The organism is Bacillus sp. 11C (genome assembly GCF_055486375.1).
In genome coordinates this window covers 17443-38705 of sequence record NZ_JBUPVZ010000004.1, presented here as the reverse complement: position 1 = coordinate 38705, position 21263 = coordinate 17443, and the positions used below count along the sequence as shown (strand labels likewise).

20 protein-coding genes and 4 pseudogenes are annotated in these 21263 nt (G+C 36.3%); 16 read left to right on the top strand and 8 right to left on the bottom strand.

The window, feature by feature from the left end; genetic code table 11:
• The first annotated feature begins 35 nt into the window (after positions 1 to 35).
• Both glnR and glnA read left to right on the top strand, forming a co-directional pair.
• Positions 36 to 443, top strand: a complete 408-nt coding sequence (glnR, locus tag ACY3LV_RS07450) for a transcriptional repressor GlnR (RefSeq protein ID WP_003238341.1) — start codon at positions 36 to 38, stop codon at positions 441 to 443.
• 58 nt (positions 444 to 501) lie between these two features.
• The gene (gene glnA / locus ACY3LV_RS07445) at positions 502 to 1836 is read left to right on the top strand and encodes a type I glutamate--ammonia ligase (RefSeq protein ID WP_087991491.1); all 1335 of its coding nucleotides are present in this window, start codon (positions 502 to 504) and stop codon (positions 1834 to 1836) included.
• A gap of 1696 nt (positions 1837 to 3532) precedes the next feature.
• On the opposite strand, the gene ACY3LV_RS07440 is transcribed toward glnA, so the two are convergent.
• Together ACY3LV_RS07440 and ACY3LV_RS07435 are read right to left on the bottom strand one after the other, a co-directional pair.
• A complete protein-coding gene (locus ACY3LV_RS07440) occupies positions 3533 to 3874 on the bottom strand; it encodes a putative quinol monooxygenase (protein ID WP_148961749.1) in 342 nt (113 codons plus the stop codon).
• Positions 3875 to 4158: 284 nt separating this feature from the next.
• A pseudogene (locus tag ACY3LV_RS07435) lies at positions 4159 to 4449 on the bottom strand (ATP-dependent DNA ligase); the annotation flags it as partial.
• Between the two features lie 217 nt (positions 4450 to 4666).
• Here ACY3LV_RS07435 and ACY3LV_RS07430 point away from each other — a divergent pair.
• Complete coding sequence (locus ACY3LV_RS07430) at positions 4667 to 5539, top strand: PhzF family phenazine biosynthesis protein (RefSeq protein ID WP_464863591.1); 873 nt, start codon at positions 4667 to 4669, stop codon at positions 5537 to 5539.
• A gap of 455 nt (positions 5540 to 5994) precedes the next feature.
• Here the strand turns inward: ACY3LV_RS07430 and ACY3LV_RS07425 are convergent.
• The 4 genes and pseudogenes from ACY3LV_RS07425 to ACY3LV_RS07410 form a co-directional block, all read right to left on the bottom strand.
• A pseudogene (locus ACY3LV_RS07425) lies at positions 5995 to 6069 on the bottom strand (hypothetical protein); the annotation flags it as partial.
• A 68-nt stretch (positions 6070 to 6137) separates the two neighbouring features.
• Complete coding sequence (locus ACY3LV_RS07420) at positions 6138 to 6812, bottom strand: SOS response-associated peptidase (protein ID WP_464863590.1); 675 nt, start codon at positions 6810 to 6812, stop codon at positions 6138 to 6140.
• 104 nt (positions 6813 to 6916) lie between these two features.
• The gene (locus ACY3LV_RS07415; protein ID WP_464863589.1) at positions 6917 to 7282 is read right to left on the bottom strand and encodes a hypothetical protein; all 366 of its coding nucleotides are present in this window, start codon (positions 7280 to 7282) and stop codon (positions 6917 to 6919) included.
• 22 nt (positions 7283 to 7304) lie between these two features.
• A pseudogene (locus tag ACY3LV_RS07410) lies at positions 7305 to 7428 on the bottom strand (SAR2788 family putative toxin); the annotation flags it as partial.
• Between the two features lie 43 nt (positions 7429 to 7471).
• On the opposite strand from ACY3LV_RS07410, the gene ACY3LV_RS07405 reads away from it, so the two are divergent.
• The gene (locus tag ACY3LV_RS07405; protein ID WP_252400935.1) at positions 7472 to 7624 is read left to right on the top strand and encodes a hypothetical protein; all 153 of its coding nucleotides are present in this window, start codon (positions 7472 to 7474) and stop codon (positions 7622 to 7624) included.
• A gap of 39 nt (positions 7625 to 7663) precedes the next feature.
• On the opposite strand, the gene ACY3LV_RS07400 is transcribed toward ACY3LV_RS07405, so the two are convergent.
• Entirely contained in the window at positions 7664 to 7897 is a 234-nt protein-coding gene (locus ACY3LV_RS07400; protein WP_148961745.1) for a hypothetical protein, read from the bottom strand.
• A 107-nt stretch (positions 7898 to 8004) separates the two neighbouring features.
• Here ACY3LV_RS07400 and ACY3LV_RS07395 point away from each other — a divergent pair.
• The 9 genes and pseudogenes from ACY3LV_RS07395 to xynB all read left to right on the top strand — a co-directional run.
• Positions 8005 to 8097 (top strand): annotated as a pseudogene (locus tag ACY3LV_RS07395) (hypothetical protein); the annotation flags it as partial.
• A 30-nt stretch (positions 8098 to 8127) separates the two neighbouring features.
• The gene (locus tag ACY3LV_RS07390) at positions 8128 to 8418 is read left to right on the top strand and encodes a hypothetical protein (protein WP_148961744.1); all 291 of its coding nucleotides are present in this window, start codon (positions 8128 to 8130) and stop codon (positions 8416 to 8418) included.
• 349 nt (positions 8419 to 8767) lie between these two features.
• A complete protein-coding gene (locus tag ACY3LV_RS07385) occupies positions 8768 to 8941 on the top strand; it encodes a hypothetical protein (protein ID WP_333517482.1) in 174 nt (57 codons plus the stop codon).
• A 64-nt stretch (positions 8942 to 9005) separates the two neighbouring features.
• Entirely contained in the window at positions 9006 to 9404 is a 399-nt protein-coding gene (locus ACY3LV_RS07380; RefSeq protein WP_333517481.1) for a UPF0715 family protein, read from the top strand.
• A 116-nt stretch (positions 9405 to 9520) separates the two neighbouring features.
• The gene (locus ACY3LV_RS07375) at positions 9521 to 9685 is read left to right on the top strand and encodes a hypothetical protein (protein WP_202327644.1); all 165 of its coding nucleotides are present in this window, start codon (positions 9521 to 9523) and stop codon (positions 9683 to 9685) included.
• Between the two features lie 220 nt (positions 9686 to 9905).
• Positions 9906 to 10376 carry a hypothetical protein gene (locus tag ACY3LV_RS07370; RefSeq protein WP_333560382.1) on the top strand — a complete coding sequence of 157 codons (471 nt, stop codon included), beginning with the start codon at positions 9906 to 9908 and terminating at the stop codon, positions 10374 to 10376.
• A 761-nt stretch (positions 10377 to 11137) separates the two neighbouring features.
• Positions 11138 to 11626, top strand: coding sequence for a hypothetical protein (locus tag ACY3LV_RS07365; protein WP_333560381.1), 489 nt, complete (start codon positions 11138 to 11140; stop codon positions 11624 to 11626).
• A 767-nt stretch (positions 11627 to 12393) separates the two neighbouring features.
• Positions 12394 to 13785, top strand: coding sequence for an MFS transporter (locus ACY3LV_RS07360; protein ID WP_333560380.1), 1392 nt, complete (start codon positions 12394 to 12396; stop codon positions 13783 to 13785).
• Between the two features lie 42 nt (positions 13786 to 13827).
• Positions 13828 to 15429: a xylan 1,4-beta-xylosidase gene (gene xynB / locus ACY3LV_RS07355; RefSeq protein ID WP_333560379.1), complete on the top strand. Its 1602-nt coding sequence runs from the start codon at positions 13828 to 13830 to the stop codon at positions 15427 to 15429.
• Positions 15430 to 15579: 150 nt separating this feature from the next.
• Here the strand turns inward: xynB and xylR are convergent, their stop codons facing one another.
• Positions 15580 to 16731: a transcriptional repressor XylR gene (gene xylR / locus ACY3LV_RS07350; RefSeq protein ID WP_333560378.1), complete on the bottom strand. Its 1152-nt coding sequence runs from the start codon at positions 16729 to 16731 to the stop codon at positions 15580 to 15582.
• Between the two features lie 252 nt (positions 16732 to 16983).
• On the opposite strand from xylR, the gene xylA reads away from it, so the two are divergent.
• The 3 genes from xylA to ACY3LV_RS07335 all read left to right on the top strand — a co-directional run bounded on the left by xylA (position 16984) and on the right by ACY3LV_RS07335 (position 20951).
• Positions 16984 to 18321 (top strand): xylose isomerase, encoded by a 1338-nt coding sequence (gene xylA, locus ACY3LV_RS07345; protein WP_148961737.1) that lies wholly within the window; start codon positions 16984 to 16986, stop codon positions 18319 to 18321.
• A gap of 170 nt (positions 18322 to 18491) precedes the next feature.
• Entirely contained in the window at positions 18492 to 20039 is a 1548-nt protein-coding gene (gene xylB / locus ACY3LV_RS07340) for a xylulokinase (RefSeq protein WP_148961736.1), read from the top strand.
• A 213-nt stretch (positions 20040 to 20252) separates the two neighbouring features.
• Positions 20253 to 20951 (top strand): glycoside hydrolase family 11 protein, encoded by a 699-nt coding sequence (locus tag ACY3LV_RS07335; protein ID WP_148961735.1) that lies wholly within the window; start codon positions 20253 to 20255, stop codon positions 20949 to 20951.
• Positions 20952 to 21263 lie beyond the last annotated feature (312 nt).

Here is a 21263-nt window from a genome sequence, read left to right as displayed (position 1 = left end):
TAATGAAACTAAGTTAAGAAAAGGAGGAAATTGAGATGAGTGATAATATTCGCCGCTCAATGCCTTTATTTCCAATAGGAATTGTCATGCAGTTAACTGAGTTATCAGCAAGGCAAATTCGATATTATGAGGAAAATGGACTGATATTTCCAGCGAGAAGCGAAGGGAATAGACGATTATTTTCGTTCCATGATGTAGATAAACTGTTAGAAATCAAGCACCTGATAGAACAAGGTGTAAACATGGCAGGAATTAAACAAATTCTGGCGAAAGCAGAAGCCGAACCAGAGCAAAAACAAAACGAGAAGACGAAAAAACCAATGAAACATGATCTGTCCGATGACGAACTAAGACAGCTCCTGAAAAACGAGCTCATGCAAGCCGGCCGTTTTCAACGAGGGAATACATTCCGCCAAGGCGACATGTCCCGCTTCTTTCATTAATCCGTTAGCAACTGTTTTGCTATATACATTTACCTTTTAAGAGGAGGAGTTTTACGAAATGGCAAAGTACACTAGAGAAGATATCGTAAAATTAGTAAAAGAAGAAAACGTGAAGTATATCCGTCTTCAGTTTACTGACATTCTTGGAACAATCAAGAACGTTGAAATTCCTGTAAGCCAGCTTGAAAAAGCGCTTGATAATAAAGTCATGTTTGACGGTTCTTCTATTGAAGGATTCGTTCGCATCGAAGAGTCAGATATGTACCTGTATCCAGATCTGAATACATTTGTTATCTTCCCATGGACAGCTGAAAAAGGTAAAGTAGCACGTTTCATCTGTGATATCTACAATCCGGATGGCACACCTTTCGAAGGTGACCCGCGAAACAATTTAAAACGGATTCTGAAAGAAATGGAAGATCTCGGCTTCAGTGATTTCAACCTCGGACCTGAGCCTGAATTCTTCTTATTCAAATTAGACGAAAAAGGCGAGCCGACGCTTGAACTAAACGACAAAGGCGGATATTTCGACTTGGCTCCAACTGACTTGGGAGAAAACTGCCGCCGCGATATCGTACTTGAGCTTGAAGAGATGGGCTTTGAAATCGAAGCGTCTCACCACGAAGTAGCGCCTGGCCAGCACGAAATCGACTTTAAATATGCTGGTGCTGTCCGCTCTTGCGACGATATCCAAACGTTTAAACTAGTCGTCAAAACAATTGCCCGCAAACACGGTCTGCATGCGACATTTATGCCAAAACCGTTGTTCGGTGTGAACGGTTCCGGTATGCACTGCAATCTCTCACTCTTCAAAGATGGCGTTAACTCATTCTATGACGAAAACGCAGATCTTCAGTTAAGTGAAACAGCGAAACACTTCATTGCAGGTATCGTGAAGCACGCAACAAGCTTTACAGCAGTAACAAACCCGACTGTGAACTCTTACAAACGTCTTGTCCCTGGCTATGAAGCACCTTGCTACGTAGCATGGAGCGCGCAAAACAGAAGCCCGCTTATCCGTATCCCGGCTTCCCGCGGCATCAGCACACGTGTTGAAGTACGAAGCGTAGACCCAGCTGCTAACCCGTACCTTGCACTCAGCGTATTGCTTGCTGCAGGCTTAGACGGAATCAAAAACAAACTGGAAGCGCCAGCTCCAATCGACCGTAACATCTACGTGATGAACAAAGAAGAGCGCATGGAAAACGGAATCGTTGACCTTCCAGCAACACTTGCGGAAGCGCTAGAAGAATTCAAATCAAACGAAGTCATGGTCAAAGCGCTAGGCGAGCACCTATTCGAACACTTCATCGAATCAAAAGAAATCGAATGGGATATGTTCCGCACGCAAGTACATCCTTGGGAACGCGAACAGTATATGTCTCAGTATTAATCTCTCAATCCCTTGACACTATTGGTGTCAAGGGATTTTTTGATTTTGATTAATAGAATGAGGAATTAGTATTTTTGGTCAATGACCAAATTATGACCAAACATATTTGAAGTTAGAAATCTAACTCTGCGATTGAGGACATAAAATATTACAAATTTAGAAGCGTATATGTATTGGTGTATTTATTACACAACCTATAGGAGGTAATAAATGAGAGTCATTAAGGGAGAACATTGAATATGATCCTTTTAAGGTTAAAGGACATCAGTGAAGTTGAATTTAACTTTGCCTCAAGAATATAAAAATTTGATCATAACAAAATGGTGGATTGATTTAATTTTAATGCGTTCCTAAGAAATTAGGAAACATCTTGGTCAGACGACCATATTGAAGTTGAGGGGCTACCACAAAAACTGTTGTTCATACAGGGAGATGACACAAATGGGTTGCATTAGATTATCGCCAAACTAATGAGAATACACCTGTACAGTATTTTGACCTTGAATTAAATACAGACTTTAGGATTGCAGACTTATTTGATGAATTTTTATCTAAGCTATACACATATGAATGCGAAGATGAAATTCATGAATACGATAACTTAGATTTTGATGAAATTCATACTATTAATCTAAATGATCCTGATGCTATACAGAAAGAAGAAGTCGAAAAAATATTGGTTAGTAAGAATTCTATGGAGTTTCATAAAATTTCTCTTTTTCCAATCCAAGATCTCGAAGACCTAGTGTGGATACTGCACATTATTAGAGAAAATTCCATAGGGCAAAAGGTGATATGGCTTTTGAATTGGCTGATGTATTGATATCAATTGTTTCTTCGTACACACACCAAATAAAGTCGAACAATTTAAGAACTATAGTTTGAGAAGCTGCTCAGGAGGTAGGAAAGTCCAAAAACGAAGATACTGAGATGATTTTAGATCAACTTAAAGACTTCATGTAAAACAAACTTTAATTTCCTCTCTTGTTTATTCTTAATATCATCTTGACAAGAATGGTAATGTGTTAAAATCTTAAGAATAGAAGGAATCAATGAAAAAACTATACAGAGGATTAAGACATTCGTTTTGAGTTAGTTTCTGCCGATCATGTTTTGGTATATTCATATTATCGTTGCTGTCTCATACAATGGAAAAGTAGCTTTTTTGGTGAAAATCTAAATAAGAAAACACCTTTCAAAATTCTATGCAGGCAATAGTGAAATGTTGTTGAATGATATTAAATTTGATGATAGTAACATGTACGTCCTTATCAAAGGGTTTGACATGCAAAAAGAGAATTGCGAATTGTTGATTACTCGACTAAAAAACATGTTTTAAAATTAGGAGATATTATTGAAATTGAGCAATATTAAGAAAATTAGAAATGCAAACTTAATAAGGGGTAGCGTAAGGTCAGGAAAATGCTAATATTTAAAAGCCCAATTTCTAAGTATTGAATTTGAAAAATTGGGCTTTTTTCACTCCGCAATCGCGCCCTTTTTCTGAACAAAGTTGCGATCTTCATAGCTTATAGACAAGGGGGGATTCCAACAGAGGTAGTTATCAGTTGATTAGCTTGGTAATTGAAGATGATGAAAGAATCAATGAAGGACATATTAGAAAACGTCCTTAAAGTTGAAAGCACCTTAAAAAACAGCGACTATAAACAGTTTTTCTTAACTGGCCAAGTTTAAATCAGCGACTGACATTCGTTAAATTACTTCCCCATTCTCCGTTTGGGGTTAACCAACTTATTATTCTATCCTCAAGCAGATCACCAACAACTTCTTCATATTTTTTTCGATAAGGCTTTGGCAATTCTTCCTGTAACCAACTGTCTTTTGTACCTTGCCAGATTTCATAAATTACAAGATCATCTGGTTTTTCAATATCATCACTTATAATAGCATTTATAAAGGTAGGTTCGTTTGACATCACTTCAACAAGTGAATAAAGTGATTTTCGAAAAGCTTCTTTTTTGCCTGCTTTAACTTTGAAACGAACGTTTAAAACAACTTGATTGGCATAGTTAGTCATAGTAATACCCCTCAAAAAGTTTATTTAAGAATATTCCCGTTAAACCTATTTCCTAGTGTAATAGAATGCGCTTCCTTATTCAACAAAAGTGCTATTTGTTCCAGAATATGCGCCCCGTTTTAACGATTAGCCTTCTTCCATTCCCTCGCAATTATTCAGCCTTTATTCTCCTTCGGTGATCCTCCACAATATGGCCCTTTAATGGAATAAAGAAGGGTGAAAGTATATTAAGTTTCAATAATATAGTTTTCAAACTGTTCGTAAACCCACTTTTGTTGTTATCTACTAGGATGATTCCGTTCAAGTGAGTTCAGAGCTATCTTACGCTCACTGAGCGGCTTAACCGCAATTGACTGACCGTCTTTGTAGATAGCATCAAAGACACAGTAAACAATCTTATGGTCTGATTTTTTGGACATAAAACGTTCCATTACAGCCTCAAAGTCAGGAGCACCACCTGGGGCAGCTACAATAACTTCACCATCGAGTACTGTTCCATCTGGAATATCTAAGTCCAAGAGTTCTGGAAACTTGCTTGTTATTTCATTGTTGTGACGAGTATATAGCTTAATCTGGAAAAGTTGCACCGTTTCACCCCTTTGGATTGGTTATCTAAAGGGGTGTTTTTATATTGAAAGAAAAAGAACATCTGAAGTTGAAAGTGGATTAAAAAACTGTTGAGTGACAATAGAGTTGTTCCGTTAAAGGGCCATATTGTTGAAGATCAACAGGAACTTTTAGGAAGGAAAATGATGTTAAAATGAAGCTTAAAGCAAAGGAGGTGTTAGAAAATTGTGTTATGAAGTTGTAAATACAACAGTGTTTTCTCTGGAAAACGGTGGAGGTAACCCGTGTCCTGTTGTTTTGAATGCAGATAGTTTAACAACAGATAAAATGCAAAAGATGACAAAGGATTTTGCTCATGAATCAGCCTTCGTTTTAAAATCAACTCGTTCTGATTGTGATGTAAAGATTCGTTTCTTTGTTCCATTACATGAGATGGAAATGTGCATCCATGCGACTATAGGAAGCATTACAGTTCTCGTTAACCGAGGTATGATAAAATATTCACCGACTATAGTGGAGACAATGTTAGGGCCTGTTAAAGTTGAATGGGAAGTAAAAGGATCGAATTTAGATGTTAATGTGGATCAATTCTCCCCCCAATTTTTGAATGTAAATCCTACAGTAGAAGAAATATGTAAAGCATTATGTATTGGAATAGATGACATAAATAATTTTCCTATTCAATCTGTCTCTACGTCTCGTTATAAACTAATTATTCCTTTAAAAAGCGTGGGAACTCTTAACAATCTTAAACCTAATTTTGAATACCTTTGGAAATTATGTGATGAGTTTAACACTACTGGGTTTTATCCTTTTGCCATTGAGCAGGAAAGCAAGCAATATGTCCAGGCACGTCAATTTCCTAGGAGAGCTGGATACAACGAAGATCCGGCAACTGGTGTAGCCGCATCTGCATTAGGGGCATATTTAACCGAAAATAAGGTGTTCTACCCGTTAAAAGATGGTTGGAACAGCTATAAGATTATTCAAGGAGTCGCTATGGGGCGGCCTAGTATTATTAAATCCGAAACTTTTATACAACAAAGCAAAATTATTAGAACCCGAGTAAAAGGAAACGCAATAGAAAAACTCTGTTAATGGTCTTCAACAAACGGGCGCGATTGTTGAACAACATAGGTAGAAAATGATTAATCTTTTTTATAAAAACCAAACTAAAATCTAATGAAGAAGAAGCCATTTTGATCAATCTTTTTTCAAAATGGCTTCTATTTATTTATCGTAAAATAAGGGTTTGTAAGGTATTTTTGCTCAAACCTTATTTCAAAGCTACATTTTTAAATTACCATAGATTACCTAAATGCAGTTTTTAAACTTTCGAAGTTCAGCGGCGTTGGTCCCGGGTGGCATGAAGCCACTACCCCCTAACCATTTATTATCATTGAGAAATTTCTGTACAAATATATTCGAGGTAACATCGGCTATTTATGTACAATGACATAATTATGTACACGTAATGAATTAGGTAAAAACGCATGTTATATAAGTACGTGGATATATTTTTTAATATTGTACATTACCATTTATTGAGATACTTTCAGCTCAGTGATATAGTTCTCGTCATCAAGCGGTTCCTTTATCAAATGCAATAACATTGGCGGTACAAACAAAATATCACCTCCTGCTTAGAACATATTCGCTAAGCGAAAGTGATATAAAAGCGATATGGCAGTGGGACTTAATGGGCTTCAATAAGATCAGGTGAATTGTTTTTAGGTGAGTTCACTAAAGATGAAACCCGGTATGCTTCCATGTCATCGGGATCGTATGGCTGCAGTAAGTTTTGCAGATAATTAGGATCAGTATTTTTAGGGTTGAGCCATTCCCTTTCATTGTGATTAGTAAGGATAACCGGCATCCGATCATGAGTGTCTTCCGTAAGCTCATTAGGCTTTGTTGTGATAATTGTGCAAGTATACAACGGATTGCCTTCTGGTGTGTTCCACTTTTCATATAATCCTGCAAAAGCAAAGAGGTTGGATGATTTAAGCTTAATCCGCATAGGGATCTTAGTCTTTGGATCAAGGCGTTTCCATTCATAAAAACTGTCAGCGGGTATGATACAACGTTTGCTGAAGAGCGGTTTTCTAAAGCTTGGTTTTTCGGACAATGTTTCAGCTCGGGCATTGATCATTTTATAGCCGATCTTTTCGTCTTTAGCCCAAGGAGGGATAAGACCCCATCTAAGTTTGCCCAGACGGTTGTTTAATCCGTCGTTGATAATTGTCAGGATGTTTTGTGAAGGAGCGATATTATAGCTTGGGTAATATTCATCTTCGGGGAAGAATTGATCTATGTTGAATTGCTCAATGATGTCATCAAACTCAGAGAATAAAGTGAACCTGCCACACATGTTCATCATCCTTTAGGGTTTTTGAATATATTTATACATTCAACAGTTTTCTGGTAGACTGTACTATAATAAGAAAGCCCCCAAAATTGGGGCTTGAATCTGCGTTAATAACCATTAAACCCCTTAATTTCAAAGTTTTCTGTATCGAGATTTAGGCTATTCAATTGCTTTAACAACACTTCGAATTTTAAGCAGTCACCGTTTCTTAATTCTTCTGGAATATCTTCATGATTTGCAATTTTCATTCCAGTCTCAATCCACTGTTTTCGGTATAACTGAATTGCAGCTTCAATTAAGTGATCTGGAGTTACTATAAAACCTAAGCTTACGTCATGATCTTCACTGTAGCCGTATTCAAAATCGCAACAAGGGCAGATATCAAATGTTTTTTGATACTCACCATCATTGTTTAAGGGGTTTTGAATTAATCCTTTATATCCGCAAATTAAACATGTATATAATTTTGCCATAGCAATCCCTCTTTATAAGTTCCTATTGATTTTTATAATAATTATAACCAGCTTTTTTATTTGGATGTTTTGGCTTGATTGTAAGTTATTATAGTATCTTTATTTCCTTGTCGTTCTACAGATAAGAATTCATTTGTCTTCTTATTACCTTAAGGGGGATGGTCATCTTACTTAGCGGGTTTAGCAAATATGGTTATTTTAGGCGAATATCCTGTTGTTTATTTTAAAGATCGTAAAGAGTTTAAAATGACCGGGGCGACACTAATGACACGCCACAATGTTACAATTTATGAAGACAAAGATCGCAAGAAAAGAGGTGGCCCAAAAGCTGCTGATAAATAAGTTTAAACAAAAAATCCTTCCAGAAAGGGAGGATTAATACTACATATTGACTAAAGTGTAAGTCAATGAAACGATGAATAATAAATACGAAATATAAGAAATTGCTTTTGAAGAACTTGTTTTATGTCTTTGGAATGTATAAATAAGTGCAAAACCTAGAAAGAAAACTGTTACAAACCAAGAAGTGTATTGTGGAAAGATGGCGACCAGCAAAACCATGATTGTTGAAAAAATAAATGATGAGTAATGAGTAACTTTATGATCATTATTCAAAGAAATCACCTCTACAAATTTTTACCCAATTTAGTGTGTATTAAAACATTATATAAAAAGGAGAATAGAAAAATGCCAAACATTATTTTAAAGAACAAGATGAAGCAATTAAATAATTTAGAAACAAATTAAATTTATCAGACAAAGACTTATACATCCCGTTGATTAATTTTGAACTACTTAGAGACAAGAATGAACAATAATTTCACACAGAATGGAGAGAAAAAGTGATGGAGGTTAAGGTCGGCCAATACTACGCTCTTGAATACACTGATGAAGAAGGGAGCACGGAAATAAATATAATTAAAATCTTACCAAGCCTACCGCATAGGTCAGATGCTCTTGCCAAATCTGAAACGTTGTATGTCAAAGACGGTCAAGTGCGTAATATGTACACAAATGATTGGGCTAAAGAGTCAATTAAGCGTATAGCCACCAAAGCTGAAATTACGTTGTTTAATAAAACCAGAGAAAAAATAGGTGAGCTAAAATCAGATGGGGAACTTGTAAGTTCTGAATAAAACAGCAGTTTTAATTAGATATGACCTCACTGTATAATAAAGGAAACAGATCGGGGGATTGCAATGAAAACTCTTAAAATTTAAATTTGATAATTCGTTCTTTGACTTACATGCAGCGTTTAAAGTTAATTTGGATCTTCAAACAGATTATGATATCCAGAAGGATATGATTATGATAAGTAAAGCGATACTCAAAACAGCTGGCTATACAAACTCCTTAATCTAAGATACATACATTAGATATGAAGATAACAACTCAGTTTATTGTCATTATTGCTTTGAAGAAACTAAGTAAATTTTCGCCATCATAAACTCTGGTCTATATTTGGTACTTATTTGGGAGGAAAGTATGTCAATTTTAACAATAACTGAAATCGTGTTAGTGGCAACTATATTAGGATTATTTGCTTGGACTTTTAAAAAAGAAAAAAATGCTGATGAAAACGTGTTTAATTATGCTAGATATATGATTTATTTGCTTGTAGCAGAAGTTGCAATGTTTGTGATATTTCAAATTGTTTAAGTTAAAACATATATTGTAAGGGATTTTAAGGAAGGATCTAGATAATGTTGTAGAAGCATTCATCATGAAAGGGGTTATAAACATGCAAGTTTTAAGGATCTTTATTGTTCATGTCTTGTCTGCGTTATCAGCTGCTGCTGTTTATGTTTTTGGCATTAATTATGATGGCTACTATCCATACATTCTAATAAGTGCTATTCTCTATATCTTTTATTTAATCTTTGCAGCCCCTGTACAATACTTCTTAAATCGTAAACCAAAAAGGTTTTACCTGAAATATTTACTCATATACTTATTCTTTTCCTTCTTAGTATGGTTATTCTTCGCTTTAATCACTGATCCAATGAACACCTTAGGGATTCTATTATCATATGAAATTTACTTATTTAGCATTTCATTTGCTTTTATCTTTTGGGTCTGGGACTCAGTGTTTCTGCAAAACAAGGCAAAGACAGCAATCTAAGTTATCACAATCTACAAGCTCATGATACATTCAAGGAATAACGGTAAAAATTGGATTTGACCTCATGAAGAATAATTCAGAATGGCTTTACTGTATTTTGAAAGGGGTCGAGTAAGGTGAATAGAAAAAAGGATGAAATACAAAGAAAATATAGGGAACAAATGAGAGAGAAGACAGAACAAGAAAAAAAAGATGGCAGTTCACATACTTTTGAGATTGTTGTTGTACTAGCCATCATTATATTGCTAATATTCTTTAATTCAGTATTCAAAGCTTTTTAGATAAAAGAATCGTTAATTGTAAAAATGCAGGCTATTTTTTAAAAAAGAGCCCAGTGCAGCCAAACCAATTCTAAGTGCTAATGCTTCAATCTTTCTGATTAGAAAAAAGGGGTTAAATGAGTTTGGGGATATTCACCATATGGAAGAATTTGAGGACTTGAAACTTCAAGGGGCAATTAATGCTTAAATAATGAATCACTACATATTGGGGATATAAAAAATGAAATTATATAATGAATTTATAAATATAGCTAAAACTCTTAATAAAGAGTTAGACATTATTCCATTATTATATGGCTCTTTAGGTCTTGAAAAGGTAACTGGGGTGGACTTTTCACCAGAAGATATTGATATCCTTATTCCTTTAATTTTTTTAGAGGAAAAGTGGGAAAGACTAAAAAAAATTATGGAACTGCAAGGCTATAAAATGGTTGATTTACATGAGCATGAATTTAGGAAAACTAATACTAAAATAGGCATTGCGTACATAGAGGATTTAAAACCATTTGCAGATGTAGACTATAATAACCTAGAGATTTTTGAAGATTACGGAGCGAGATATCATTTGCTAACTATTGATGATTACCTCAAGATTTATAATAAGTCTTTGTTAGATGGCTATAGAAGAACAAAGAAGAATAATAAAGACCAAAGTAAAATTAACATATTGAATAAACTGATACAGAATTAATTTCTGTTTTTAATAACAAACTTATGTTTACAGCAATGTAGCAGTGAAGTAGTATTTGATCAAAAGTACAATTTCTATTACTTCCAGTACTAATAAAAGCTTAATTTTAAAGTGGAATACCAATCTCTCAGTTAAATAAAATAAGAGTTTTAAAAAAACTTATTTGTAAAGTGAAATTATAGTACGGTTAAGCACTAACTATATCTATCTTAGTTGAGAATTATATTCAGCATGCAAAAAATATAGGTAGGGGCTCTTTTGCCTTTTTCTCTTGCCTTCATGAGTGTTTGATAATCAGTCTAAATCATTTGTTCGTTTGCTTATTTTAGACCGTATTCTGCCGCTGAATTTTCATCATCTCGCCTGCAGTTTTTGCGCTTATTCTCAACAGAGGATAACTCATCTTTAAAATCTTCTTTTGATAAATATCTAAGGTCATGACGTCTTCTGTTAAGACATAATGGAATTTGATATTGAAATAACATTAGCCAAATCATGTTCTAAGATTCTTCTATGTAGATAAGTCGGCCTCCTCCAAGCTACCAAGAATACACTCGTTAAAGAAGCAATTTTAATCAAGATCAATTGATTGGTCAGCAATGCCAGCCTAATCTTCATAAATTGATTTTATGTATTGGCACTCCTGAAAGCTCGCTATCTAAGCAGTTTTGAATATGTCCCAAATATAAAGTATCCTGTATATACCATAGTGGGTATATCAGCCACTATAGCCGAGAGTTCCCTGTAAGGAGGACAACGCTGTGCGGAAAGCTTTAAGTCGTTTATTCAAGATACAGAAAAATCAAAGTCCAGACGCTGATGGCTATTTGCATATTCTAGATAAGAATATAAATCTAGAATTAAAACAAAAAATATATGCGTTGGAAGGCTTAGGGGAAGTAGTAGCAGAAAAACTGCAACGTAAATATACAGATGTTTTTGAAAGTCAGGGCAAACGTAACCTTAGCATCAAAATTTGTAGAGATATAGATGGAGATGTGATTAGTGATTTAACAGCTGAGAGGTGCTTGGAAAAAGAATACCGTTCCCAAATCATAATTAATTATGGAACTGTAACAGCCAATGAAGCTGAAGATATGAACGCATTTACAAGTGATTTATGGTATTACTACGATGGATTTATAGGAAGCGGTTGTGGAACATTATTCGATTTAAATAATAATGACTTAGAAAAGGAAATTGAAGAGGTACTAATTTTTTTACTCAATGACAAACAATCCGAGAAATAAGAAGAAAGCCACAAAGGGCTTTCCGAATTATGTGCATGATGAGAAGGTGGAATGATCACTTTAAGTTTCAAGCTTTGATGCGTATTCAGGAAATAAAGACTGGAAACTTTGTTTTAGTTTTAAATCGATACTGGATGAAGAATACATAATTATAATTAAATCCCTTTATGTTTTTCGGTAACTGGGTCCATCTATAGTGTAAAAATTATTCGTGTTTTATGTGCCAAAAGTTTAAATTAAATTTTCGAAAGAAAAAATTGTTAAGCTTTCAACCGCCTATACCTGAAAAACATAGAAGAGCAGTCCCTATAGCGGAAAACAAGCCGTTTTTATGAGGAACCGCTTTATAAGTGTTATTCTCTTTATCTGTTATTTAATCTATGCTGCGCCTAAAAAAGAAGGTGAAATCAATATTTTTCTCAAGCCAATTTAAATTTTCTGAAAAAAACGTTGAAAAAGCTGAAAGGATTTTATAATATTAAATCAAGTTAGTTTGTTTAGTCAACAAAGTAACGAGGCGAACTTACAGTTGTCCATAAGATAAGTTCTTATTCAATATGGATGAAAGGGGGAAGAGCCTCGACGAAAAACAGATGAATTTACTGCTTGCTGATCACTATTTAGATGATGATAATGCTCAGTAAAGTAAACCACTAGAATTTTTACACCTTTTTGAAAGCGCTTTTATAGAACACTGGGCATAAGTCTGGAGATATTTTTTCCATTTCTTACTGTTCCATATTAAAGGATCGAAAAGGGGAGTAATCATGCTCAGTGAAAATGTAAAGAAGATTAGGATGGTTGAAAAAGTTGGATATGCGTCTGGGGATTTCGCATGTAATTTAATTTATGCAACGGTGTCTACTTACCTTTTGTTCTTCTATACAGATGTATTTGGCTTATCGGCAGCAACAGCCGGTACGATGTTCTTAGTGGTTAGAATAATTGACGCCCTCGCTGATCCTTTTATCGGAACAATAGTAGACAGAACGAACAGCAGATTTGGACGCTTTAGACCGTATCTTTTATTCGGAGCTTTTCCATTTGTCATACTGGCCATACTCTGTTTTACAACCCCAGATTTTTCGGAGATGGGGAAATTAATATATGCCTATATGACCTATGTTGGCTTGTCGCTTACATATACAACGATAAACGTTCCATATGGCGCGTTAACTTCTGCAATGACTAGAAATAATCAAGAAGTTGTTAGTATAACATCTGTTCGTATGTTATTTGCGAATCTTGGAGGACTTGTCGTTGCTTTTTTTGTTCCCTTACTGGCTGCCTATTTAAGCGATACTTTTGGTAACGAATCTCTTGGCTGGCAACTAACCATGGGTATTTTGGGAATGATAGGCGCGTTCCTTTTAATCTATTGTTTTAAAAGCACAAAAGAGCGTGTCACTCTTCAAAAATCTGAAGAGAAAATTAAATTCTCTGATATATTTGAGCAATTTCATGTGAATCGTCCGCTTGTTGTATTAAGTATTTTCTTTATTATCATTTTCGGAGTGAATTCAATCAGTAATTCAGTTGGCATCTATTACGTGACGTATAACTTAGGAAGAGAGGATTTAGTGAAGTGGTACGGTTTGATAGGAAGCTTGCCTGCATTGGTCATTTTACCGTTTATTCCAAAGCTTCATCAACGATTGGGGAAGAAGAAATTACTAAACTATGCATTATTACTGAATATAATCGGCCTCCTAGCTTTACTGTTTGTTCCGTCAAGTCATATATACCTCATACTCTTCTTTCGATTAATCGCTGCTGCTGGAAGTCTCACTGCCGGGGGATATATGTGGGCGCTCATTCCTGAAACAATAGAATATGGAGAGTATAGGACTGGGAAAAGAATGGGCGGGCTCATATACGCTATCATCGGATTTTTCTTTAAATTTGGCATGGCCTTGGGAGGGGTTGTACCGGGATTGGTTCTAGATAAGTTTGGATATGTGGCAAATCAGGCACAAACGCCGGAGGCATTAACGGGAATTTTAATTACAACTACCATTATTCCCGTGTTCTTACTGGTTCTAGCCATGATTGATATTCATTTCTATAATTTAGATGAGAAAAAATATAAAAACATGGTACGAGAATTAGAGAATAGAGATAAAGTTTATTTGGATAACATTGATGAATTCAAAGCTTAAACATTGATGAGTGAAAAGAAAATAGCTGAGGAGGAGTCCCAAATGAAGATTATCAATCCAGTACTTAAAGGATTCAATCCCGATCCAAGTATTTGTAGGGTAGGAGAGGATTATTATATCGCTGTATCTACATTTGAGTGGTTTCCAGGAGTACAGATACATCACTCAAAAGATTTAGTGAATTGGCACTTAGTTGCACATCCATTACAGAGAGTTTCACAATTAGACATGAAAGGAAACCCTAATTCAGGTGGGGTTTGGGCGCCATGTTTAAGTTATAGCGACGGAAGGTTTTGGCTGATCTATACGGATGTTAAGGTCGTAGATGGCGCTTGGAAAGATTGTCACAATTATTTAGTGACTTGTGAAACGATTAATGGTGACTGGGGAGAACCGATTACATTAAATAGCTCGGGGTTTGATGCATCTTTATTTCATGATACAGATGGAAAAAAATATTTATTAAATATGTTATGGGATCAGCGTATTGATCGGCACTCATTCGGAGGAATTGTCATACAGGAGTATTCTGATAAGCAGCAAAAATTAATTGGTAAACCGAAAGTTATATTTAAAGGAACGGATAGAAAGCTGACTGAAGCTCCGCACCTTTATCATATCGGGAACTATTATTATTTATTAACTGCAGAAGGAGGAACTCGGTTCGAACACGCTGCTACAATTGCCCGTTCTTCAAATATTGAAGGGCCATATGAAGTTCATCCTGATAATCCACTCTTAACATCGTGGCATGCTCCAGAAAATCCACTGCAAAAATGTGGACATGCCTCCATTGTTCAAACACATACAGGTGAGTGGTATTTAGCTCATTTAACGGGACGTCCTATTCATCCTGACGATGATTCCATTTTTCAGCAGAGAGGATATTGCCCTTTGGGCAGGGAAACAGCTATTCAAAAACTCTATTGGAAAGATGAATGGCCTTATATAGTTGGTGGAAAAGAAGGAAGTTTGGAGGTAGAAGCCCCTGCTGTATCAGAAAAAATGTTTCCAGCAACCTACCCGGAGGTTGATGAATTCGAGGATTCTACATTAAATATTCATTTTCAAACGTTAAGGATCCCGTTTACAAATGAATTAGGTTCATTGACTCAAGTGCCAAATCATTTGCGATTATACGGCCATGAATCATTAACCTCGACATTTACTCAGGCATTTGTAGCCAGACGTTGGCAAAGTCTCCATTTTGAAGCGGAAACTGCAGTTGAGTTTTATCCGGAGAATTTTCAACAAGCTGCCGGATTGGTGAACTATTACAATACTGAGAACTGGACGGCTCTTCAAGTCACGCATGATGAAGAACTTGGCCGTATTCTTGAATTAATAATATGTGATAACTTCTCTTTTTCACAGCCATTAAAAAATAAAATTGTTATTCCTCGTGAGGTAAAGTATATATATCTAAGAGTAAAAATTGAAAAGGAAAACTATTATTATTTCTATTCTTTTAACAAAGAAGATTGGAGAAAAATTGACATTGCATTGGAATCGAAAAAATTATCAGATGATTACATCCGTGGAGGAGGGTTCTTCACAGGTGCCTTTGTAGGAATGCAATGTCAAGATACCAGCGGTAATCATATTCCGGCCGACTTTAGGTATTTTCGTTATAAAGAAAAATAATATACACGTGAAAAGGAGACTTCTATTGAAGAACTCCTTTTTCATAGGAGAAGGTATCCTTAATAAAATGGTCTTATTCAACATTACACCAACAAAACAAAAACTCATCTTTGAAGATGAGCGTAGAACATAGAGTTTTGTACAATTTAATCATGTAACGATATCTAGAAAAAGTTCAATAACAATCGAAGACATTCCTAATGCCGGTGCATTCTTTCCTAAGGAAGATGGCAATAACTCATAGCTATTGGCCAATTGGGAATAAACCCTGAATGATACTTCACTTCTAATTGAATTTAAAACCATTGGATGCGATTCGATTATGCTGTTTCTTAAAATGACGGCTTGTGGGTTGAAAGTATTTAAAATATTGGTAAGGCCTATGCCTAAATAGAATCCAAAATTTTGTAGCGCATTTAAAGTTCCAATATCATTCAGATGGGCGAGGTCTATGATATCTTGAGTGGACACTTTTTTCTCTTTAGTCTGAAGAGATGTTAATAAAGCCTTCTCGGATGCATACAATTCCCAGCATCCTCGGTTTCCGCAACTGCATTTAGGTCCATTAAAGTCTATTGTCATATGTCCCATTTCTCCGGAGAATCCGCTTACACCTCTATATAAATGATTGTTGATAATGACACCGATCCCTATTCCTGTACTGATGCTTGCATAAATAATGTTATCGTGATTTTTTGCAGCACCGAATACTTTTTCTCCATATGCACCGGCATTTGCCTCATTTTCAACAAAAACAGGAACATTGAACTTCTCTTCGATGAAAGGTTTTAAGGCAATATTTCTCCAGTTGGAGTTCGGAGTGAAAATAATTTTTTGATTTTCATCAATGAGCCCAGGCACACATATGCCTATACCAATAAGCCCGTACGGAGATTGTGGCATATGTGTCATAAAGTGATGAATCATATTAACTAGAATGTCTTTCGTTATTTCTGGAGAATTGCATTCCAAATGGTGGTGTTGATCCAGAACGATCGTCCCTTCAAGGTCTGTTAAAATGCCATTAATATAATCCACACCAACGTCTATTCCTACGGAGTATCCAGCCTTTTTATTAAAAACAAGCATGACAGGTCTTCTGCCGCCGCTTGATTGTCCCTGGCCGATTTCAAATACAAGATTTTCTTTCATTAATGTGTTTACCTGTGATGAAACAGTTGATTTATTTAAACCAGTTATTTCAGATAATTTAGCTCTTGAAATAGGTGAGTTCTTAAGTATTTCTTTTAATAATAATTTTTGATTTACTTTTTTGACAAAGGTTTGATCTGCGATATCCACTTCATCCACTCCATTTGTATAACCTATAAATTAAGTTGAAATTTTTATGTGTTCAGTATGAAACATGGTACATAGCGAATCTTACCCTTATTATATCTAATGTGTTCATAAAAAACTAAAAAAATATTGAAAATGCGGATGAGGTTATATAAGATGAAAATAAGTTAGTTTGTTTGAGCAACAAACTAATAAACAATCTACTTACAATATGGCATAAAATGCGCCTGAATTTATTTTTAAGGGGGAAATCACATGGCTCAATCTCATTCTAGTTCAGTTAACTATTTTGAAAGCGTAAACAAAGTGGTTTACGAAGGGACAGATTCCACTAATCCTTTAGCATTTAAATATTATAATGCTCAAGAAGTAATCGGCGGAAAAACGATGAAAGAGCATTTGCGTTTTTCTATTGCTTATTGGCATACATTTACCGCTGATGGCACAGACGTTTTTGGAGCGGCTACGATGCAAAGGCCGTGGGATCAGTATAAAGGAATGGATCTGGCCAAGGCGAGAGTAGAAGCAGCATTTGAGTTGTTTGAAAAACTGGATGCACCATTTTTTGCTTTTCATGACCGAGATATTGCACCCGAAGGAAGTACGTTAAAAGAGACGAATCAAAATTTAGATCGTATCGTGAGCATGATGAAAGAGTACATGAGAACCAGCAACGTTAAGCTATTATGGAATACTGCAAACATGTTCACGAATCCACGTTTCGTCCATGGTGCCGCGACTTCCTGCAATGCAGATGTGTTTGCGTATGCTGCTGCCCAAGTAAAAAAAGGGCTAGAAACAGCAAAAGAACTTGGCGCCGAGAATTATGTGTTTTGGGGCGGCCGTGAAGGATACGAAACATTGTTAAATACCGATTTAAAATTTGAACTTGATAATTTGGCCAGATTTATGCATATGGCAGTGGATTATGCGAAGGAAATCGGGTATACAGGGCAGTTTTTGATTGAACCAAAACCAAAGGAGCCGACCACTCATCAATATGATACAGATGCAGCAACAACCATTGCCTTTTTGAAGCAATATGGCTTAGACAATCATTTTAAATTAAATCTCGAAGCCAATCATGCCACATTAGCCGGACATACATTCGAACATGAATTACGCATGGCAAGAGTACACGGTCTGCTTGGCTCTGTTGACGCGAACCAAGGTCATCCTCTTTTAGGCTGGGACACGGATGAATTTCCGACAGATTTATATTCCACGACATTAGCAATGTACGAGATCCTGCAAAATGGCGGCCTTGGAAGCGGCGGATTAAACTTTGACGCAAAGGTCAGTAGATCTTCTTTTGAGCCTGATGATTTAGTATATGCCCATATTGCGGGGATGGATGCATTTGCAAGAGGATTGAAAGTAGCTCACAAATTGATCAAAGAACGTGTGTTTGAAGATGTGATTCAACATCGTTATCGCAGCTTTACTGAAGGGATTGGTCTTGAAATTTCAGAAGGAAGAGCTAACTTTAATACACTTGAGCAATATGCGCTAAATAATAAATCAATTAAAAATGAATCTGGAAGACAGGAACAATTAAAAGCAATATTGAACCAATACATTTTAGAAGTATAACAGATGGAAGAGAAGCTCCATGTCCTGCCGTAAAAGATATAGCAGGATAGCCAAGTTACCTGAACTACCCGTCATGATTCCTTACCTCTTGATTATGGATATGACGGGTAATTTCTAAAATTCGGATTTATGTAGAGTGAATGGTTTTTAAAGGGTTAAGGAGTGAAAACATGAAGTATGTCATTGGAATAGATCTTGGAACGAGTGCTGTTAAAACCATTTTAGTTAATCAAAACGGCAAGGTTTGTGCAGAAACATCCAAAGAATATCCGCTCATCCAAGAGAAGGCGGGATATAGTGAGCAAAATCCTGAAGACTGGGTGCAGCAAACAATTGATGCATTGGCTGAATTGGTTTCTATATCTAACGTTCAAGCCAAGGATATTGACGGAATAAGCTATTCAGGACAAATGCATGGGTTAGTACTGCTTGACCAAGACAAACAGGTGTTACGTCGTGCCATTATTTGGAATGATACCAGAACGACGCCTCAATGTAACAGGATGACCGAGGAATTTGGCGATCATCTGCTTGACATCACAAAAAACCGTGTTCTAGAAGGGTTTACATTACCAAAAATGTTATGGGTGAAGGAACATGAACCTGAACTTTTTAAAAAAACTGCTGTTTTTTTGCTTCCGAAGGACTATGTGAGATTCCGTATGACTGGTGCGATTCACACCGAATACTCCGATGCAGCAGGAACTTTACTTTTACATATTACTCACAAGGAGTGGAGTGATGATATTTGCAATCAATTTGGTATTTCTGCAGCTATTTGTCCTCCGCTTGTTGAATCTCATGAATGTGTAGGATCGTTGCTTCCCAACGTTGCGGCGGAGACAGGACTATCGGAAAAAACAAAAGTGTACGCTGGGGGAGCAGATAACGCTTGTGGTGCTATCGGAGCCGGTATTCTCTCTTCCGAAAAAACACTATGCAGTATTGGGACATCAGGGGTCATACTTTCCTGCGAAGAAGGCAATGAAAGAGATTTTAAAGGGAAAGTGCATTTTTTTAATCATGGAAAAAAGGATTCTTTTTATACGATGGGGGTCACGCTTGCTGCAGGATACAGTTTGGACTGGTTTAAAAGAACGTTTGCACCAAACGAATCGTTTGAGCAATTACTGCAGGGGGTGGAATCTATTCCGATAGGGGCAAATGGACTATTATACACTCCTTATTTGGTTGGCGAAAGAACGCCGCATGCGGATTCTTCTATTCGGGGAAGCTTGATCGGAATGGATGGAGCTCACAAAAGAGAGCATTTTTTGAGGGCAGTAATGGAAGGCATCACCTTCTCTTTACGTGAATCAATTGAGCTATTTCGCGAATCGGGTAAATCAGTTCATACTGTTGTTTCTATCGGTGGGGGAGCTAAAAATGAAACGTGGCTTCAAATGCAGGCAGATATTTTCAATGCGAGGGTGATTCAATTAGAAAATGAACAAGGTCCAGCCATGGGGGCCGCTATGCTAGCTGCCTTTGGGAGTAGGTGGTTTGAATCCCTTGAAGAAGGTGCAGAGCAGTTCATTCGTGAGGCTGCTGTATTTTATCCAAAGGAACAAAATGTTCAAAAGTATAAAACACTATTTGATTTGTATAAGACAATTTACACTCACACAAAGGATCTTAATTCGGCTTTGAAGAGCTTTCGAAAAGTCGAACGAGAAGTGCGGGACGAAATGTCAGGTGATCAACGGAAGAACAATTAATGAAATTCTTTGGTGAAAAAATCAATTACTGCAATTCTATTTCCCATCAAAAAACATAAAGGAATTACATTCTAAATGAAACTTTTTAGGGAGATAGCAGGAACGACAATATAACTACTATGTAATTTGTTTCCTTGTTTTGAAAGGTGGTGAGAAAAACAAATCATCACGGTAAGACCTAAATACAAATTAATCAAACTGGAGGGTTACCAAATGAAACAAAAAAGAATGAGGTTTTTGTTGGCAGCTTTATTTAGTCTGACCTTGACATTACCTGCCTGGTCCGCACAGGCGGCAACTACAATCACCTCAAATCAAACCGGCACCCAAGATGGCTATGATTATGAATTGTGGAAGGATCATGGGAACACCAGTATGACGCTCAATAGCGGCGGCGCGTTTAGTGCCCATTGGAATAACGTTGGGAATGCGTTATTCCGAAAAGGCAAGAAATTCGATTCAACCAAGACTCACTCACAACTTGGAAACATATCAATTCATTATAACGCAACCTTCAATCCAGGCGGAAATTCCTATCTGTGTGTGTATGGATGGACGAAGGACCCGCTCGTTGAATATTATATCGTCGATAATTGGGGCACCTATAGGCCGACGGGAACGCCAAAGGGTACTATTACTGTTGATGGGGGCACATATGACATTTATGAAACGATTCGAATCAACCAACCCTCTATCATAGGTATCGCAACATTTAAACAGTATTGGAGTGTCCGGCAGACAAAACGAACGAGCGGAACTGTATCTGTCAGCGAACACTTCAAGAAGTGGGAAAGCTTAGGAATGCCAATGGGTAAGATGTATGAAACCGCACTTACGGTAGAGGGATATCAAAGTAATGGCAGTGCTAATGTAACTACGAATGTACTGACTATTGGAGGGAAAAGCAGATAATCCTTTTCGTTTTGTGATTCAAAACCTGATTTGGTATCCGTCCAAACTTTTGGTTCACGAAGAAATCGGAAGTATGTTTACACACAAATAAGCCCCTCACGTTAACGTAAGGGGTGTTTTTTATGATCTACACTAGCTGTTTCTATATCATTTAACAAGCTTAAAAAGCACGATTGACTCTATCTATAATGAGTTACTAAAACAGATAAAAAATATAAAGTATTATAAAACATCTACTAATCCCTTTTGATCAAGGAAACGCTGTGTGTCTTAAACAAATTCAAGAAGATAAGCGTGCAGAAGCAGAAAAAA

Coding starts and splice junctions, on each gene's coding strand:
- glnR (WP_003238341.1), top strand. CDS start 36: ATGAGTGATAATATTCGCCGCTCAATGCCTTTATTTCCAATAGGAATT.
- glnA (WP_087991491.1), top strand. CDS start 502: ATGGCAAAGTACACTAGAGAAGATATCGTAAAATTAGTAAAAGAAGAA.
- ACY3LV_RS07440 (WP_148961749.1), bottom strand. CDS start 3,874: ATGACTAACTATGCCAATCAAGTTGTTTTAAACGTTCGTTTCAAAGTT.
- ACY3LV_RS07420 (WP_464863590.1), bottom strand. CDS start 6,812: ATGTGTGGCAGGTTCACTTTATTCTCTGAGTTTGATGACATCATTGAG.
- ACY3LV_RS07415 (WP_464863589.1), bottom strand. CDS start 7,282: ATGGCAAAATTATATACATGTTTAATTTGCGGATATAAAGGATTAATT.
- ACY3LV_RS07405 (WP_252400935.1), top strand. CDS start 7,472: ATGGTTATTTTAGGCGAATATCCTGTTGTTTATTTTAAAGATCGTAAA.
- ACY3LV_RS07390 (WP_148961744.1), top strand. CDS start 8,128: ATGGAGGTTAAGGTCGGCCAATACTACGCTCTTGAATACACTGATGAA.
- ACY3LV_RS07385 (WP_333517482.1), top strand. CDS start 8,768: ATGTCAATTTTAACAATAACTGAAATCGTGTTAGTGGCAACTATATTA.
- ACY3LV_RS07380 (WP_333517481.1), top strand. CDS start 9,006: ATGAAAGGGGTTATAAACATGCAAGTTTTAAGGATCTTTATTGTTCAT.
- ACY3LV_RS07370 (WP_333560382.1), top strand. CDS start 9,906: ATGAAATTATATAATGAATTTATAAATATAGCTAAAACTCTTAATAAA.
- ACY3LV_RS07360 (WP_333560380.1), top strand. CDS start 12,394: ATGCTCAGTGAAAATGTAAAGAAGATTAGGATGGTTGAAAAAGTTGGA.
- xynB (WP_333560379.1), top strand. CDS start 13,828: ATGAAGATTATCAATCCAGTACTTAAAGGATTCAATCCCGATCCAAGT.
- xylA (WP_148961737.1), top strand. CDS start 16,984: ATGGCTCAATCTCATTCTAGTTCAGTTAACTATTTTGAAAGCGTAAAC.
- xylB (WP_148961736.1), top strand. CDS start 18,492: ATGAAGTATGTCATTGGAATAGATCTTGGAACGAGTGCTGTTAAAACC.
- ACY3LV_RS07335 (WP_148961735.1), top strand. CDS start 20,253: ATGAAACAAAAAAGAATGAGGTTTTTGTTGGCAGCTTTATTTAGTCTG.